The 14,867-nt window shown below is 58.7% G+C and carries 14 protein-coding genes; 5 read left to right on the forward strand and 9 right to left on the reverse strand.

Annotation, left to right across the window (positions count from 1 at the left end; all coding sequences use genetic code 11):
• Nucleotides 1-69: 69 nt before the first annotated feature.
• On the reverse strand, nt 70-378 hold the full coding sequence (rsrA, locus tag CORAM0001_RS11645) for a mycothiol system anti-sigma-R factor (RefSeq protein WP_016422222.1): 309 nt from the start codon (nt 376-378) through the stop codon (nt 70-72).
• Nucleotides 375-1,004 (reverse strand): sigma-70 family RNA polymerase sigma factor, encoded by a 630-nt coding sequence (locus CORAM0001_RS01900; protein WP_005509844.1) that lies wholly within the window; start codon nt 1,002-1,004, stop codon nt 375-377. The genes rsrA and CORAM0001_RS01900 overlap by 4 nt, the downstream gene beginning before the upstream one ends.
• A 98-nt stretch (nt 1,005-1,102) precedes the next feature.
• On the opposite strand from CORAM0001_RS01900, the gene ybaK reads away from it, so the two are divergent.
• Nucleotides 1,103-1,615 carry a Cys-tRNA(Pro) deacylase gene (gene ybaK, locus CORAM0001_RS01905; protein ID WP_005509928.1) on the forward strand — a complete coding sequence of 171 codons (513 nt, stop codon included), beginning with the start codon at nt 1,103-1,105 and terminating at the stop codon, nt 1,613-1,615.
• A gap of 39 nt (nt 1,616-1,654) precedes the next feature.
• Here ybaK and CORAM0001_RS01910 read toward each other — a convergent pair whose 3' ends face one another.
• A complete protein-coding gene (locus CORAM0001_RS01910; protein WP_005510001.1) occupies nt 1,655-2,350 on the reverse strand; it encodes an SOS response-associated peptidase in 696 nt (231 codons plus the stop codon).
• 70 nt (nt 2,351-2,420) lie between these two features.
• On the opposite strand from CORAM0001_RS01910, the gene aroA reads away from it, so the two are divergent.
• From aroA to CORAM0001_RS01925, 3 genes are read left to right on the forward strand one after another with little or no spacing between them, the layout of a single operon-like run.
• Nucleotides 2,421-3,899: a 3-phosphoshikimate 1-carboxyvinyltransferase gene (gene aroA, locus CORAM0001_RS01915; protein ID WP_081451083.1), complete on the forward strand. Its 1,479-nt coding sequence runs from the start codon at nt 2,421-2,423 to the stop codon at nt 3,897-3,899.
• Between the two features lie 2 nt (nt 3,900-3,901).
• A complete protein-coding gene (rsgA, locus tag CORAM0001_RS01920; RefSeq protein WP_005510043.1) occupies nt 3,902-4,948 on the forward strand; it encodes a ribosome small subunit-dependent GTPase A in 1,047 nt (348 codons plus the stop codon).
• On the forward strand, nt 4,935-6,320 hold the full coding sequence (locus tag CORAM0001_RS01925; RefSeq protein WP_005509949.1) for a chloride channel protein: 1,386 nt from the start codon (nt 4,935-4,937) through the stop codon (nt 6,318-6,320). The genes rsgA and CORAM0001_RS01925 overlap by 14 nt, the downstream gene beginning before the upstream one ends.
• Here CORAM0001_RS01925 and CORAM0001_RS01930 read toward each other — a convergent pair.
• From CORAM0001_RS01930 to CORAM0001_RS01945, 4 genes are all read right to left on the reverse strand, one after another.
• Nucleotides 6,317-7,657 carry a fatty acid desaturase family protein gene (locus CORAM0001_RS01930; RefSeq protein WP_005509965.1) on the reverse strand — a complete coding sequence of 447 codons (1,341 nt, stop codon included), beginning with the start codon at nt 7,655-7,657 and terminating at the stop codon, nt 6,317-6,319. The genes CORAM0001_RS01925 and CORAM0001_RS01930 overlap by 4 nt on opposite strands.
• Before the next feature lie 69 nt (nt 7,658-7,726).
• On the reverse strand, nt 7,727-8,791 hold the full coding sequence (locus CORAM0001_RS01935; RefSeq protein WP_005510047.1) for a flavin reductase family protein: 1,065 nt from the start codon (nt 8,789-8,791) through the stop codon (nt 7,727-7,729).
• Nucleotides 8,792-9,117: 326 nt separating this feature from the next.
• The gene (locus CORAM0001_RS01940; RefSeq protein ID WP_005510062.1) at nt 9,118-9,609 is read right to left on the reverse strand and encodes a DUF6912 family protein; all 492 of its coding nucleotides are present in this window, start codon (nt 9,607-9,609) and stop codon (nt 9,118-9,120) included.
• Complete coding sequence (locus CORAM0001_RS01945) at nt 9,609-10,019, reverse strand: HAD-IA family hydrolase (protein ID WP_038627918.1); 411 nt, start codon at nt 10,017-10,019, stop codon at nt 9,609-9,611. The genes CORAM0001_RS01940 and CORAM0001_RS01945 overlap by 1 nt, the downstream gene beginning before the upstream one ends.
• A gap of 288 nt (nt 10,020-10,307) precedes the next feature.
• On the opposite strand from CORAM0001_RS01945, the gene CORAM0001_RS01950 reads away from it, so the two are divergent.
• Nucleotides 10,308-10,931, forward strand: a complete 624-nt coding sequence (locus CORAM0001_RS01950) for a hypothetical protein (protein WP_040360865.1) — start codon at nt 10,308-10,310, stop codon at nt 10,929-10,931.
• Nucleotides 10,932-10,934: 3 nt separating this feature from the next.
• Here CORAM0001_RS01950 and secA read toward each other — a convergent pair whose 3' ends face one another.
• Entirely contained in the window at nt 10,935-13,637 is a 2,703-nt protein-coding gene (gene secA / locus CORAM0001_RS01955; RefSeq protein ID WP_005509981.1) for a preprotein translocase subunit SecA, read from the reverse strand.
• 161 nt (nt 13,638-13,798) lie between these two features.
• The gene (hpf, locus tag CORAM0001_RS01960) at nt 13,799-14,458 is read right to left on the reverse strand and encodes a ribosome hibernation-promoting factor, HPF/YfiA family (RefSeq protein ID WP_005509929.1); all 660 of its coding nucleotides are present in this window, start codon (nt 14,456-14,458) and stop codon (nt 13,799-13,801) included.
• Nucleotides 14,459-14,867 lie beyond the last annotated feature (409 nt).

Below are 14,867 nucleotides of genomic sequence, written 5' to 3' on the forward strand. Positions count from 1 at the left end.
CCCACATCGCATTACGCATCAAAGGAATACGCGCCAAAAAATGACGAACCAAAACCTAACCGCCAGCAGTTACCTGCGGTACTCCACCCGCGTATAGGACACACGAATCCGGGTGGTTATGCGCTGGCGGAGGTCCTCAGGGGCAGGTTGCTGGCAGCACCGGCGCAGCAGCCGTCGTATAGCTTGCTCGGAACCGAACTCTTCCAAACACTGAGGGCATTTGTGAATGTGCTCCTCGAGAAAGCGGCGCTCCTCCGAATCACACTCGCCATCTAAAAATGCGTGTAGGCGCGAGTGGACATCCTGACAGAAAGCATCTTCACAGGCGTGTCCGCGCTCTGGCGTCTGCTCCATATCTTGGCTCGACTCTCGGCTCATCGCGGAGAATCTCCCTTCTCTTCTTTCAAGAATCCACGTTCCACGGCTACGTTGTGCAACGCGTCTCGGAGCTGTTTTCTTCCACGGTGGAGCCGACTCATCACAGTTCCGATGGGCGTGCCCATGATTTCGGCGATTTCCTTGTAGGGCAATCCTTCGACATCGGCGTAGTAGACCACCATCCGGTAGTCCTCTTTGAGACTCATCAAAGCGTCACGAATTTCCTCGTCAGGAAGCTTTTCCAGCGCTTCAACCTCTGCAGAGCGCAGCCCTAACGAAGTGTGCGACGCGGTTTCCGCGATCTGTGAATCCGTGATGTCATCGGTGGCGTACTCGGCAGGACGACGCTGCGCCTTGCGGTAGTTGTTGATGTATGCATTCGTCAAAATGCGGTAGAGCCACGCTTTCAGATTCGTGCCCGGTTTGTAGGAGCAGAAGCCCTGAAAAGCCTTGATATAGGTCTCCTGCACCAGGTCTTCGGCATCGGCGGGGTTGCGTGTCATCCGAAGCGCCGCTCCATAGAGCTGATCCAAAAGCGGCATGGCATCACGCTCAAAGCGCTGCGCAAGCTCCTCATCCGACTCATCAGTCCGGATGGCCGATGTTCCTGTCTGATCACCTGACATGCTACCTATCCTAAAACATCCGCACCCACGAGTCGGCCAGACCCCTGTCACCAGGCATTTCGTAGCGTGGCTGCACTGGTGTGCAACGATGGGAAATTATGTCGAAGAAGTCCGCCAAGAAGTCCGCTGCCGCCACCCCGGCCATCGCCGTCTGCCAGAACGCCGGAATCGACTTCCACGTTCACCAATTCCCCCACGGCAGCGACAACTTCGGCGAAGAGGCCGCCTCTTGGCTGCTAGAGCACCTCGGAGTGGCGCCCGAACGCATCTTCAAAACTCTCATTATCGAGCTATCCGGCAAACGCACTGGACTGGCGATTGCAGTCGTCCCCGCCACCGGAATGCTCAACCTCAAGGCCGCCGCCGCGGCCGTCGGGGCTTCCAAGGCCACGATGGCCGACCCCCATGACGCGTCACTTGCCACCGGCTACGTTCCCGGCGGCATCTCCCCGCTTGGCGGTCGCCGCAAGCTCCCCACAGTCATTGATGAGACAGCCACTCTCGCCGACACTGTGTTCGTCTCCGGTGGTCGCCGCGGGTGGGACATCGAACTGTCACCCGCTGATCTGGTTTCGCTTTGCGACGCCACGGTCGCCGACATCGCCCGCTAACCCTGCAGCTACTCCTGCAACCTCCCCGCTGATACGGCCTTAAAACAGCTCCTCGTTGTGGCCGGGTGCCGCGCCATCGGGCTCATCCAGCAGGTGCGGCCCTTCATTCGCAACATTGCCGACGGCACGGTTGACCGGTCGGAGGGTCAGCTTGTCCACCACCTCTGCGCTGGTCATACCAACATCTCCGTTTGCTGCCCAGGCCGAGAGATCCAACCAGTCGCTGACTTCGTCGTCGGCAAGCACGCGCGGCATACGATGATGCAGATTCGCGAGCTGTCCCACGGCGTCGGTGGTGAGAATTGTGGCGGAGACGATATCGCCCCAACGCTCCCACAGCCCCGCGACGGTGAAAAGCGGTGCGTCATCGCCAAAGCTGACGAAGTAGGGCTGGCGATTCTTCCACTCATACCAACCGTTCATGGGGATTGCGCAGGGCAGACCATCCCGGAAAGTCGGTTTGGACTGCCAGGTTTCCGCACGGGCATTGAAGAAAGGTGTCGTTGGCACTTCGCGGGCCCACTGTGGAATTAAACCCCAGCGCACGGTGGCGGCAATGGTTCCTGTGCGGCCGGGGTGCTCGCGGGCAAGAGCAACTATTGGCATGGTTGGGCCGATGTTGTAGCGGGAGGTGGGCAACGGGCCGTCGGCACGCACGGGCGCCAAACCGGGAATCTCAGCCGTGGTGCTGAGCAGCTCTTCGGCGACTGTGAAATTGACGAAACGACCGCACATACCAACTGATTGTGCCGTTGACTCTCCCTCTAGTCGAGGTATGGAGTGAAAGTGTTCCATAATTGGTTGTGTGTGTTCCCAAAATCAGAATTGGTCCGCCCCTACTGTAAGTGTCGACGGGGCCGAAGCCGGTCGACAGCCTTTTAGCGCCACGGTGCAGATTGCCGGCTCGAAGTCGATTACGAACCGTGCCCTTGTCATCGCGGCGCTATCTTCGACACCATCGGTTATCCATGGTGCTCTGCGCTCTCGCGATACCGATCTTATGATTCGCGCACTGCAAGCCCTGGGAACTGACATCAGTGCCGACTCGACATATTCGGGTGCCCCGAACCACACGCTTCGCGTCACTCCACGCATGCTCCGCGGTGGTGTTGTGGAATGTGGTCTCGCAGGTACGGTTATGCGCTTCGTGCCCCCTATCGCAGCTCTTGCGCAGGGTTCGGTGTTCTTCGAAGGCGACGTAGAGGCCAAGGCTCGCCCGATGTCGGCCGTGCTGGATGCGCTGCGCAGCCTCGGTGTGAACATCGCGGGCAATGGGCTTCCCTTCACGGTCAATCCGCAGGGGCCGAATCAGGGCAACCGCCTCGGTGACTCGGTCCAAGAGCAAGATCTGCCGGACATCGGCGGCGAAGTGGAAATTGATGCTTCGGCTTCGAGCCAGTTCGTCTCTGGCCTGTTACTGTCAGCACCGCGCTATGGCCGTGGCCTGGTACTTCGCCCGACCGGTGAGATTCCTTCCCGCCCGCACATTGACATGACCCTGGACATGCTTCGCGAGGCCGGTGTACAGATCGAGGAGACCACGGCCGACACACCTGAGGGACCACGCACAACGTTCTCCATTCACCCCACCGAAATGATCGGTCGCACCTGGCAGGTCGAACCCGACCTGTCTAACGCCGCCGCCTTCCTGGCCGCTGCGGCTGTCACTGGTGGCAGCGTCACCGTGCCCGACTGGCCAGAGCACACCACGCAGCCGGGCGACCGCATCCGCGAGATCTTCACCGCTATGGGCGCTACCGTGACGTTCAACCGTCACGAGGGCGGTCGCACCAGCCTCACCGTCGTGGGCCCAAAGCCGTCGGAGCTCCGCGGAATCACGATGGACATGTCCGAGATTGGCGAGCTGACCCCGACGGTCGCCGCCATCGCAGCGCTGGCCACTACCCGCACCGAGCTGACGGGTATCGCACACCTGCGCGGTCACGAGACCAACCGTCTTGCCGCGCTCACCACGGAAATCAACGGCCTCGGCGGTCGCGCGACCGAGCTTGACGACGGCATTGCGATCGACCCCGTTCCGCTCCACGGTGGCCTCTGGCACAGCTACGCCGATCATCGAATGGCCACCGCTGGTGCCATTGTTGGCCTGCGCACGGAGGGCGTGGAAGTCGAAAATATCGGTACCACTGCTAAGACCATGCCTGGATTCGACCTGCGCTGGCTGGAGATGCTCGGACTGGCCTCCCCCAGCCCTAGCTCGTTGGAAAAGTCAGTCGAAGCTCGACTTGATGGTGTGGACAACGGAACCGAGGCAGGGAAATAACAGTGGCGGCACGCAGGCGTGGACGGCAATGGGACGAGTCCGATGTACGCATCCGCCCCGGTAAAGGGTCACGGCCACGGACGAAGGATCGCCCCAGCCACGCCGATGCCCAGTGGGGCATGGTGGTGACCAAGGATCGTGGTCGTTGGGGTGTAGTCCTCGACAACACCCCAGATATTGCAGTGACATGCATGCGTGCCCGCGAGCTCGGCCGTACCAATATCGTTGTCGGTGACCGCGTCGGTGTCGTAGGCGATGTCAGCGGCCGTGAGGGCACGCTGGCTCGCATCGTCAAGCTGGCAGAACGCAGCACGGTTTTGCGTCGCACCGCCGATGACAACGACCCGTATGAGCGCATTGTCGTCGCCAATGCCGGCCTGCTGCTCATTGTCTGCGCAGTCGCTGATCCTGAGCCCCGCACCGGTTTTGTCGAACGCGCGCTGGTCGCGGCCTACGCCGGCGGTGTCCGTCCCGTGCTCTGTCTGACTAAGTCCGATCTGGCTGACCCACAGGAATTTGCCGGGGAGTTCTCAGCGCTCGGAGTGGATGTCGTTGTCTGCGGTATCAACGATGACTTGGCTCCCCTGTTAGAGCTCATCGATGTTCCAGGGCGTGTGACAGCTTTGGTTGGGCATTCCGGTGTGGGTAAATCCACCCTCGTCAACCGGATTGTTCCCGAAGCCAACCGTGAGACTGGCGAAGTCAGTGGTGTGGGCAAGGGGCGCCATACCTCCACGCAGTCGGTGGCGCTGATGTTGCCGTCGGAAAGCGCAGGGGACGCGACATCGTGGATTATTGATACCCCAGGTATTCGTTCCTTTGGACTGGCGCATGTGACCCCGGAGACGCTGCTGGCGGCATTTCCAGATATTCAGGCGGCGACAGACGAGTGTCCGCGTGGCTGTACGCATCTGGGGCCTCCTGCGGATCCGGAGTGTGCCCTCGACAAGCTGGAGGGAGTTCAGCATCGTCGAGCGATGGCCGTGCGTCGTCTACTCAGCGCCATCGGCGACAACGAGGACTGGGAGCTGGACATTGAAAGGGACTAGCCGCGCTGATTCTCCGGAAACGCCCGCTGAAGCCTCGGAAAATTCTACCCCGGCGAAGGATAACTCCGGTCTCTACCCCGCTCCCGGCAGTTGGATTCGGCTGTGCATCTATACACTGATTGTCGGACTTGCCACGGGTCTCGGTGCAGCCGGCCTCGCACTAATAATGCACGGGATCGAGTACGCAGTTTACGGACAACATGAGGGCGACGTAGCCGTCGTGACCGATGGCACCACTGGCCTCCAACGCTTTGTCGGAATTGTGTTGGCGGGACTGATTGCAGGACCGATGTGGGCAGCGCTGCGCAAAAAGGCCACGCCCATTGAGAGCGTTGAGGCAGGCATGAACGGTCGACTCATGCCGGTGTGGTCAACCCTGGTCAATGTGTTTTTGCAGATGGGGACTGTGGCCGCGGGTGCGTCGATGGGACGTGAGAATGCCCCGCGGGAACTCGGTGCGATGGTGGCTTCACAGATGTCGCATCGACTGCATATCGATCCGCTACACCGCCGATTTTTAGTCGCAGCGGCAGCCGGCGCTGGACTCGGCGCGATTTACCACATCCCGCTGGCCGGGGCGGTTTTCTCCTTGGAGATTCTACTGGGCTCACTGAGCATTACTGCCGTGATGGTAGTACTGGCGTGTTCGGCCATTGCCACAGTGACTTCGGGCATCGTGGTCGGCAGCAGCCCGCTCTACAGTCCAATCAATCTCTCTGACGGCTGGGGAAATCTCGGGGCGGCACTACTACTCGGCGTTATCTGCGGTGCCATCGGCTACGCATTCCGCATTGTCACTTCACGGGTGATGGACAAGGCGCCAACCGGCTGGCATTCTGCCTGGGCCATTCCCCTCGCGTTCACTCTCGTTGGTGTGATGTCGCTGTGGGTTCCAGAAGTGTTGGGCAATGGCCGCATCGCTGCGACCACAGTTCTCATGGATCGTCCACTGCTGGGGTTTGCGGTCATGCTACTGATTGCCAAAACCGTCGCAGTGCTGGTGACCTTCCGTTCCGGTGCCGTCGGCGGTCTATTGACTCCGGGCTTTGCCCTCGGCGCACTCAGCGGTTTCATCATCGGCTGCTTCGTGCAGCCATTAATGCCCTCAATCCCGCTCAGCGACTTCGCAATTCTCGGTGCAGCCGCGTTCCTATCGGCATCCATGGCCGCCCCACTATTCGCACTAATCGTGACCGTGGAGTTCACCGGCCAGAACTCTTCGGCTTATCTGGCTCTCTTCCTCGCTGCGGCCACGGCAGCGCTGACCGTGACCATGATTCGCGCCTGGCTGCGGCTCCCCCACAAGCAATCAATGCCATGGAACCGCGAACCGGCAGTCGCAGCTGCGGTCCGCAAGAGGATTGAGGACTAACCGCGCGCAGTAGTGTGCGTTGAGCGACCTGTGTAGGCCCGGACAATGTCCCGGACGCCTGGGCGAAGACGGCGGAGCATTCGCAGGCCCGTCGCTAAGCCCTTGCGTTGCGTGGAACCGGACTGGAGCTCCGCTTCAACCTGCGGATACTTCTTGAACGCCGCCTCCGAACGGACCTCTGGGGCGTTGTCCGGGTCAGCGATTAAGAAACGATCCGGCAGCGACAACTTCAACAGCGTGCGCTGGACCTGGAAGAACTGCTTCGGGAACGACCCCGTGTTGTATGGCAGGTCGTATTCCCGGCAAATCTGCTGAACCTGCTTCGAAATCTGCGCGAGCCTGTTGGATGGCATGTCCGGGAAGAGGTGGTGCTCAATCTGGTAATTCAGATTTCCCGAAAGCACCGACAACGCCAGCCCACCGTGGAAGTTCGCCGAGCCCAGCATTTGGCGCAAATACCACTCGCTCTTGTCCTCGGTGTTGTACTGCTCCTTGGTGAAAGTCTCGGCATCATCCGGGAAGTGCCCACAGAAGATTACAGCGTAGGCCCACAGATTACGGGCGAGGTTGGCCATCATGTTCGCAAATGCCACTTCGCGGTAACGCGGACCCGCCATCGCCGGGAAGAGAACGTAGTCCTTGAGCACCTGGCGCCCCGACTTGTTGAGAACCTCCATGAGCTGCGGTCGGGCCTCATCCCAGGATTTCTTGCCTGCGAACACGCGCCCGAGCTCGACGTCGTAGAAGGCCACTGCCCATTGGAAAAGGCTGGCCAACACCACGTTTGACATCGGCTGCAGCAGCGTCGATGGCTTCCAACGGCGGTCACGAGTCACACGGAGAATGCCATATCCCACATCGTTGTCCATACCGAGCACGTTGGTGTACTTGTGGTGGACAAAGTTGTGGGAGTGCTTCCACCCGCTGGATGGGCAGGAATTGTCCCACTCCCAGGTGGCCGAGTGAATCTCGGGGTCATTCATCCAGTCCCACTGACCGTGCATGGTGTTGTGGCCGATTTCGAGGTTTTCCAAAATCTTTGCCAGCCCCAGCGCTGAGGCACCCGCCCATTTGAAACCCCAGTGTGCGGTGTTCTTCCACGACTTCGGCAGCATCCCCAATTTGTTCAGGGCCATGCCTGCGGTCGGCACCATCAGCAGACCTCGACCAGTCACCTCAAGGGTGCGCTGAATGCGGATGAGCGTGCGGATGTAGCGAGCATCCTTTTGCCCCAGTGAATCGCGGTGTTGCTTTTCGATTTCCGCAAACCGACGCCCAATCTCTGCGACATCTTCTTCGCTTAAGTGCGCATACGATGCGATATCGGAAATTGCCATGGGAAGAGTCCCAACTCCTTTAGGTAGTTTCTCCTGGTTAATGCAGGTTGAGATAGATGTGGGGCGACCTTACAGTTCGATACGCGCGTGCCCCGCCGGCGCACAGACGCACGTTCGGACCCGCTCCCCCGCCACAAACGTCGCACCGGTGCGGATGTCCCGCGCTGCGCCGTCGGAGAGTTGCTGCACGCACGTCGCACAAATTCCCATCCGACAGCCGTACGGCAGGTCGACCCCGACGCTCTCGGCCGCCTCCAGGATGGTGGTTGCACCATCTACGTCGATATCGCCTCGACTGCCGAGACTCACCGTGCCACCGACATCTTCCGCCGCCGAGCGGTCAACGGTGAAATGTTCCGTCCGCAGCCCGGGAAACTCCGGCTCAAGATTTTTCAGCAGTTCAACCGGACCACAGGCATAGGCGCTTGCCGACGATGCCAGCGCTCCAAAGTCGGCAATGATGTCGGTAACCGCCGCAGCGTCAATCCGCGGCTGCGTCTCCGTATTCCGGGCATGCAAGCGATACTTCAACGCGCTAGTAGTACTGCGCTGTTCCAGCTCGCGAAGCTCATTGACAAACACAGCTTCTGCCTCGCCGCGGTAGGAGTGGATGTGCTCGACTTCCACTGAAGCATTGCGAGCTGATAGATCACGCAGCATGGAAATCACAGGAGTTACGCCGGAGCCTGCGGTAACAAACGCAATGCGGGCTGGGAGCGGCTCCGGAAGATGGAAATCCCCAGCCGGGGCAGCCAGGCGGACGACAGTACCCGGCTTTACATTGGCGACGAGGTGTTGGGACACGTACCCGTCGTTGAGCGCACGGATGTTGATAGTCAGCAGCCCGTCATGAGGCCGCGGTGCATTTGTCAGCGAGTAGGAACGCCACAGGTATTTCCCCTTGACCTCTACGCCGAGTCCGATGAACTGGCCTGGTTTGAAGTCTGTTGGCATCCCCCAACCCGGACGGATTATCAACTCTGCTGAAGTCGGAGATGTGGGATTAATGGCCTCAATCTGGCCGCGCAGCTCGCGACTTGACCACAGCGGATTTAGCAAATGCGTGTAGTCATCGGGCAAAAGTGGCGTGGATAAATGCTTGAATACCCGGGAAACTTTGGTCTTAAGCCCCATTCTTAGCCCTCCTGACTGTCACGGACGAACTAGTAATAACACTGTTCATCAGCGGCCATGCCCCAACCGATTCATTATTACGTGTCCGTAGGTTACTTAGACGTAGACTACGGAGCGGTAAGTTATTGGTCAAGAGAAACAAATGATTTTGACACAAATAGTGAAATTGTCATTACCCCCACTCCCGTGCGAAGTACCCCTTTGACATGGAGCTTATCCACACAAAACAATCCCGCCTCTCATACCCCCGCATTAAAAACTTGTGTCATACAAAAAGGGACTGGGTTCCTAACCCAGTCCCCTTCATCAACGCCAAGCACGCGCTACTACAGGAAGTCGACCACCATGCCGAGCTCAGCTACGTCGTACCACGCCAGCGGGATCTCCAGCGCATCGCCGACAGTGAGCTCCGCATCCTCGTCACCGAGATCTGCCTTATCGACGGCATCAATCGCAGCCTCAACCTTGCTTTCCGCCTCTTCCACATCAATGTGGAGCGCTGCAACGTCGGCAAGCGAAATTGGGCCGCCGACCTTAACCACAGCATCTCCCATGTCCGACTGCGGCTCCGCCTCAACATCGACGGAAATGACCACTCGGCGGTGCGGGAACTTCTCTTCTGCGGCATCGAGCAGACGGAGCGACGCACGCGCAGCCTCATCAAAGGCTACATCTGCCAGTTCCTCGTCATCGCCCTCAGTAAAGAATTCGCGCAGCGCTTCAGTGACAGCAAAGCCCCAACCACCGCGGGCGTGGAAGAGCTCATTCTCCTTCAGCGCCTCAAGCATGGAGAAAGTCGCTGGGATATAGACACGCATTAGAACTCGCCCTCGAGGCCCAGTAGACCGGCAATCTCGACCACTGCGCGGTCGAACTGTTGGTAGAAGACTCCCACCATGCCGTTAGAGACGGCAGCATGGATGTTCTCAATCGAATCATCTACCAACACGCAGTCCCGTGCCGGCAGTTCAATAGCCGCAGCAGCTGCATTAAAAGCCTCTGCCGAAGGCTTCTCATGGCCAATTTCACCAGAGAGCACAACTGCGTCTACCAGGCCCTCATCTTCGAGCTTGCGAATCGGGTCCGCCGATGGGCCACCTGGGTCATTCGACAGGACTGCCAGGCCAACACCATTTGCACGCGCCTCTACCAGCAAATTACGCCAACGTGCCTGGTCTTCATCCGTGCCGTCGAGGACACCACAGTAATCGATAATCATTCCGCGCATGGCCTGTAGTTTATCGCATGACCTGCACGTTTGCCTTTTTTCCAGTTCAGCGTGTTAATTGGCTGTTCGTTACGCCCATTTATAGACGAGCAGAACGGCCTTGACGGAAACCGATAGGGCTATTAACTACGAGACACTCAGACCAACTCGCGACTGCATCTTCTCCCCACCCCCCCCCATGCCAGCCATGAATTCCCCTTCACAAGCTGCACACTTAAAGCACTTGTAGGACAATGGTCTTCAGCAAGGGGGAACTTGCCAATGGAGAGTTTTTAGGGGGATTAATCCATGGCACCTACGTCTCACGTACCAACATCGCAGGCGCCGATGCCATACGCGCTGTCGAACGCCGCTGAGCACCGATCCAGTGGCAGGGAAATCATCGAACCAGCAACGGGCTTTTCGCTTCTCCACACAATTCAACTTGGCCAGTCAGCTAATGCCGCCGCCTCTCAAACCGCAAAAGTGGCACCGACCTATAGCGGATGCTCGGCTGCCACCGGGACCGCTGTCATAACGGCATTACCGCCCGCCGCGGCCACTCCTGCTGCGAAAAAGACGCCGCAAACACCGCACGTCGTCCAGCACTGTGAGCAGAATCTGAGGCAGGAGCTTGGCACGATTACTCGCCGCGTATTCGACATCATCGCGGGTCGCAGGCGAGTCAACGATCTGCGCCGCATCAATATCGACCCGATTATTCACGCTGCGATACTCACGCTGTCGAAGAACACCAGCCTCAAGGGTGTCGCGTTGCAATCCTTCCACGCCAGCGCTTCCGCAGACGGCAAAAAGGTCGAGTTCCTGGGTAGTTGCCGTGTCGGTCCGCGCGTTCGCGCGTTCACGGGCACTTTCCGCCGCGGAACAGCAAAAACGCGGCCATGGACCATGACCGCGTTTCGTGTGCTTTAGTGCTTAGCGACGGCGCTTGCGAGCCGCCTTCCGACGCTGCGCTCGGTTACCCTCAGCCTCTTGATCCACGCGCTGCTGCTCTGCACTGCCGTCCTCGCTGGGACCGGAGTAGGTCATCTGCTGATTTTGCTCAGCAGCTTCCGTTGGCAGAGCTGGAGTCTGGTTTTCCTGCCCCTCAGTGTTTTCCACTGCGGGCATAACCTGCTTACGGATTAGGAACAGCTGACGAACCGATTCTTCCTTGATGCCGTCCATCATCGCGGTGAACATGTCGTAGCCCTCACGCTGGTATTCCACCAGTGGGTCAGCCTGGGCCATGGCGCGCAAGCCAATGCCCTCCTTGAGGTAGTCCATCTCGTAGAGGTGCTCGCGCCACTTCTGGTCCATGACGTTCAGGATGGTGAAGCGCTCGATGTTGCGCATCTGGTCGTCGCCGCCAATTGCGGAGACCGCATCCTCAAGCTGGTCGTAGCTGGCCGAGATGTCCGTGTGCAGAGCCTTGGACAGCTCATCGGCTGAGAGGTCACCCGGGGTACCGAAGTCAGAGCCATCGATGAGCTCCTGCGCCGTAAACGTCGGGCTGTAGAGCTGCTCAAGGGCATTCCACAGCTCGTCGAGGTCCCAATCCTCCACGTAACCGTCAGCGGTAGCACCGTTGACATACGCATCGACAACGTCGTCCTGCATGTCACGGACCTGAGTCTTCAAATCCTCACCTTCGAGGATGCGACGGCGCTCAGCGTAGATGACCTTACGCTGCTGGTTCATAACCTCGTCATACTTCAGAACATTCTTACGGATTTCGAAGTTCTGGCTTTCCACCTGAGCCTGAACGCTCTTAATGGAGTTGGACACAACCTTGGAGTCAATAGGAACGTCATCCGGGACATTCAGAGTGTTCATCAGCGCTTCCATGCGCTGACCGTTGAAGCGGACCATGAGATCATCGCGCATGGACAGGTAGAAGCGGGTAACACCCGGGTCACCCTGACGACCGGTACGGCCACGCAACTGGTTGTCAATGCGGCGCGACTCATGGCGCTCAGTACCCAGGACGTAGAGGCCACCGGCCTCACGTACCTTGTCAGCTTCTTCCTTCGACTGCTGACGAACACGCTCAATCTCAGCGTCCCACGCCTCTTCGTACTCTTCCGGAGTTTCCACCGGGTCCAGACCACGAGAGCGCAGATTCAGGTCAGCGATGATGTCCGGGTTACCGCCCAGCACAATGTCAGTACCGCGACCGGCCATGTTAGTTGCCACGGTAACGCCTCCGAGACGACCCGCCACTGCGACAATCTCAGCTTCCTTCTCGTGGTGCTTAGCGTTCAGCACAGAGTGAGGAATACCTTCGCGCTGCAGGAGCTTGGAAAGGTACTCCGATTTCTCAACTGACGTCGTACCAACGAGAACTGGCTGGCCCTTTTCATGGCATTCGCGGATGTCCTCGACAACTGCGGCGAACTTTGCCTCCTGCGTCTTGTAAATCAAGTCGGGCAGATCCTCACGCTGCTTCGGGCGATTCGGCGGGATCGCCATGACGTTCAGCTTGTAAATCTGGTGCAGCTCAGCCGCTTCAGTCTCAGCCGTACCGGTCATACCGGACAGCTTGTCGTAGAGGCGGAAGTAGTTCTGGAGCGTAACGGTTGCCAGCGTCTGGTTCTCGTTTTTAATCTCCACCCCTTCCTTGGCCTCAATTGCCTGGTGCATGCCCTCGTTATAGCGACGACCTGCCAGCACACGACCGGTGAACTCGTCGACAATGAGAATCTCACCATTGCGGATAATGTAATCCTTGTCGCGGGTGAATAGCTCCTTGGCCTTCAGGGCATTGTTAAGGTAGCTGACCAGCGAGGAATTTTCAGGAGCATACAGGTTGGCAATACCCAGCTGATCCTCAACGAATTCAACACCCTCTTCACGAATACCGATGGTGCGCTTACGCTCATCGACTTCGTAGTGAATGTCGCGCTTCATACGCGGCACGATCTTGGAGAACGCCAGGTACCAGTGCGGATCGCCATCCGCCGGACCGGAAATAATTAACGGAGTACGGGCCTCGTCAATCAGGATCGAGTCAACCTCATCGACGATGGCGAAGTGATGCCCACGCTGCACCAAATCGTCGAGCGAATGCGCCATGTTATCGCGCAGGTAGTCAAAGCCGAACTCGTTGTTCGTACCGTAGGTGATGTCGGCAGCATAGGCCTTGCGGCGCTGGTCCGGGCTCAGCTCAGAGAGAATCACGGAAGTCTCAAGCCCCAGGAAGCGGTGGACTCGACCCATCCACTCCGCGTCACGCTTAGCCAGATAGTCATTAACCGTAACGACATGAACGCCCTTGCCTGCCAACGCATTGAGGTATGCGGGCAGCACACAGGTCAGGGTCTTACCTTCACCAGTACCCATCTCGGCAACGTTACCGAAGTGCAGTGCCGCACCGCCCATAACCTGGACGCGGAAGTGCTTCTGCCCCAGCACGCGCCAGGATGCCTCGCGTGCCGTGGCGAAAGCATCCAGCAGCAAATCGTCTACATCGGCACCGTCAGCCAGCTGCTTCTTAAACTCCTCGGTCTTGGCACGGAGTTCATCGTCTGAAAGAGCTGCGTACTCGTCTTCCTTGGCGATGACCTGATCTGCAATATTGCCAAGCCTCTTGACAGCGCGGCCTTCACCAATGCGGAGCAACTTGCTGAGCGAAAACACTAAATTGGGACCTTTCCGGCCGATTCACGTCGAACTTTAATGTGCAACGGTTGATTATACGACGAACCCGCCTTCCCTTCTAAGAGAAGACGGGCTCATGTGAGCAATTACTTACCAATACTCAGCTCTGCGCGGTATTGCGTGCTCTTTTTGGTGAAGACTTACTTCTCGTCTTCCTCTGCCAGCTCAATCAGACCGTAGTCGTATGCGTGACGACGGTAGACCACGGACGGACGAGAGGTTGCCTCGTTAACGAAGAGGTAGAAGTCGTGACCGACGAGCTCCATCTCAGACAGAGCATCTTCCACCGTCATCGGAGTTGCGGAGTGCTGCTTGGTACGCACAACCTGGCCCGGGGTCACGTCCTCAACCAGATCCTCGTACGGATCAGCCTTTTCCGGAGCCGCTGCCTCAGCCTCTGCAACCAGCGAAGCAGTTGCCTCGCCGACGGACATCGGTGCACGGTGGCCAGAACGGCTAATCTTGCGGCGAGCCTTCACCTTACGCAGGGAGCGCTCCATCTTACCCAGAGCAGACTCCAGTGCAGCGTAGAAGCTATCCTCCTTCGCTTCCGCACGAGCCAGGTGCCCCTTGCCAGTAGCGGTGATCTGAATACGGTCAGAGCGGTCTGCACGGCGCGGATTCGGCTCGTGCTGGAGCTCCACGTGGAAGAAGGTCAAAGTCGGGTCGAGGCGCTCAATCTTCGCCAGCTTCGCCTTAACACGATCTGCGAAGTGCTCTGGGACCTCAACATTGCGCCCGGTGATGGTCACCTGAGCGTTCGGGCTGAGTACCTCGTTGTTGTCAGCAGGTGTGGACACTTGCTACCTACCTCCCGGTATGGCCACCGCCCTTCCGTGAGCGGGATTACTCACGGCGTCTACGGTGACGAGTCTTTCTGCACCCCCAGGATACAGTTCCGGGGGTAACCAATGCCACGTTCCCCTCGTTTATTTTTCGCTTGCCGACGACACCCCTGCGTCTACGCCCTGGCGAGTACCAATACCATGTCGATGCGAATCCCCAATGACGCTGCCACCAACTCGGTTTCCGCTGCAGTGGCACCAGTGGTGGCCACATCATCAACCAGAATCACTGTCGCCTGGGCACACCGTTGTCGCAGCTTGTCACTAATTCCGCGCCTGAATTGCGTCAGCGGCACAATGTGGCCAGAAAGATTTCGTCTGCGTTGAGAAGCCCCAAGTTCCGCGGAATCCCGCGTGCGCCCAC

Source organism: Corynebacterium amycolatum SK46, assembly GCF_000173655.1.
Lineage (GTDB): Bacteria > Actinomycetota > Actinomycetes > Mycobacteriales > Mycobacteriaceae > Corynebacterium > Corynebacterium amycolatum_A.